The 2192-nt window shown below is 65.1% G+C and carries 2 protein-coding genes; both read right to left on the bottom strand.

From position 1 onward, the window contains the following. Positions 1 to 45: 45 nt before the first annotated feature. Positions 46 to 606: a ferritin-like domain-containing protein gene (locus IRZ12_RS17405; protein ID WP_296471315.1), complete on the bottom strand. Its 561-nt coding sequence runs from the start codon at positions 604 to 606 to the stop codon at positions 46 to 48. Positions 607 to 793: 187 nt separating this feature from the next. After that, on the bottom strand, positions 794 to 2192 hold a 1399-nt coding region (locus IRZ12_RS17400), incomplete at its 5' end, for a TonB-dependent receptor (protein ID WP_296471312.1).

The following is a 2192-nucleotide window of genomic DNA, read 5'->3' as shown; positions in this document are numbered from 1 at the left end:
CCACCGCCCCGCCCCCGCTCCCGGTGGGGCCTCGCCGCCGCAGGCCTAGCCGCGCTGCAACAGATCTGACATATCGTCCGCGTGCTCCTCCTCGACCGCAAGGATCTCCTCCAGCATGCGCCGGGTCGTGGGATCTTTGTCGCCGAGGTAACGGATCATGGCGCGATAGCTATCGATGGCAATGCGCTCGGCCACGAGGTTTTCCCTGATCATGCTCTCGAGCGAGTCTGCCTCGACGTATTGGGAATGGCTGCGATCCTGCAGGCCGGCCGGAGAGAAGTCGGGCTCTCCACCCAATTGCACGATGCGTTGCGCGATCTCGTCGGCATGCTGCTGCTCTTGCGCAGCGTGTTCGGCAAATTCGGCCGCAACCGGATCGGCGTGAATCCCGCGCGCCATGAAATAGTGGCGCTTGTAACGCAGCACACAGACCAGCTCGGTCGCCAAGGCCTCGTTGAGCATCTTCAGTACAGCCTGGCGATCTGCGCCGTAGTCTTGCGTGACCGCACCTTCGTCGAGGTTTTCGCGTGCGCGTTTTCGAATGGCCTCTACGTCGATGCTAAATGTTTCACCGGCCGCGGACTGCTGTTTCGACGCCTGATCCATATCGCCTCTCCTTCACGAGTGAGCCCGTTCCAGCATAGTCCGCATCCTGCGGCGGCGCTGTAACAACAACTCTCGCACCGAAAGGCTGCTTCGGCGCCAGCGCCCGCGGAGAGCCGCCCGGCGCGCGCAGGGATGAGCAAAACGCCACAAGCGGTTACACCTGGATAAGCGCCGAGCACCGTTGCCGTCAGAACATCCAGCGCACGCCCGCAACCAGGCTGCGCCCCATTAGTGGCGCCGAATATTTGATGAACGACGTGTGCCGGTACGCGAGTTTGTCCGTGAGGTTCATGGCCCGCACATAAACCTGGTAGCGCGTGGCGCCGGCTCGGCCCTCATACCCGGCGCCGAGATTGAGCATCGCATACCCCGGGGTCGGGGTCTCGAATGCCGCGACCCGGCCTTGGCGACCGACGAAAGACAGCTCCACGTTGCCGCGCCACGCCTGCCACTTCGCGTCCAGGCGTGCCCCCACGCGATAAGGGGGAATCCTGGGCAAATTACCGCCTCCGTCCAGGCGTGCCCGCACGTAATCGCCCAGGAGCGAGACCGCAAAGACCTTGTCGATTTGATGACGCACCTTTGCTTCCACGCCGGTGAAGCTTGCGTCGCCCTGCGTGTACGCGAGCAGCTGCAGGCCGTCATGGACGTCGAGCGTGCGGCCGTAAATGAAATCGTCGACATGGCTCCGGAACACCGACACGGAGAAGGTCGTGGGGCCAGCCAACTTGCGCAGCGTCACATCAATATGGCGGGACGTTTCACGCTTCAAGCTCGGATTCCCGACCTCGTAGGTGGAGGTAGCCAGATGCAGGCCATTGGCATAGAGCTCCTCCGCCGTCGGCAGGCGCTGCGAGCGCGATATCGACATCCCCAGCGAGTACGACGGCGCAAACCGCCAGACCGCGCCCGCCGACACGGACGTCCCGCGATGCCTGGCGTCTGGCGAGTCGCCACGCACGTCGATGCGCTGCCATTCGTGGCGCACCCCCGCCTCGAAACGCCAGTCGCCGACGGCGTACTCCTCCAGGGCGAACACGCCATGGTTGCGCGTCAGCGTGGGCTGGACGAAGGCTTCCTCGCCCAAGGCGCTGAAATCGCGGCGGGACGCCTGTACCCCCACGACGCCGCGTAAGCCGCCCCAAGGCGCATGCTCGAGCTCAATGCGGCCGTCGTGCGCCTTGTTCCGGAACGTCGTGGCAATGCGCTCTTCCTCGATCTCATCGTGCTGGTAATCGGTGAAACCGCCCCGTACGCGCACGCGGCTGAATCCGGCGAACGGGTCGCGCCATTCTCCCCGCACGTCCCAGCGCTGGCTGCGCAGGCTCACGAAGGGCGCACCATGGGCCTGGTCTTCGTGCTCGCCGCCGGGACCATCCTCGCCCCCGTGGTCGTGGCCATGCCCGTCGCCGGGGCAATGCAGGTGCGTGCCATGAGCGTGGCAGCCCTCGTAGGCATGCTCATGCCCTGGCAGCCCATAACGATTGCGCTGCAGCGTGTAGGCGAGCCCCAGGTAGCCGCGATCCCCCACCCAGGACAACCCTAGGCTGCCGGTTTCCGTATGGTTGTACGAACCGCCCACCCTG

It is taken from the genome of Pigmentiphaga sp., from assembly GCF_019689535.1.
Classification (GTDB): domain Bacteria; phylum Pseudomonadota; class Gammaproteobacteria; order Burkholderiales; family Burkholderiaceae_B; genus Pigmentiphaga.
Note: the sequence above shows the minus strand (reverse complement) of the source record. Positions and strands in the feature narration are given on the sequence as shown.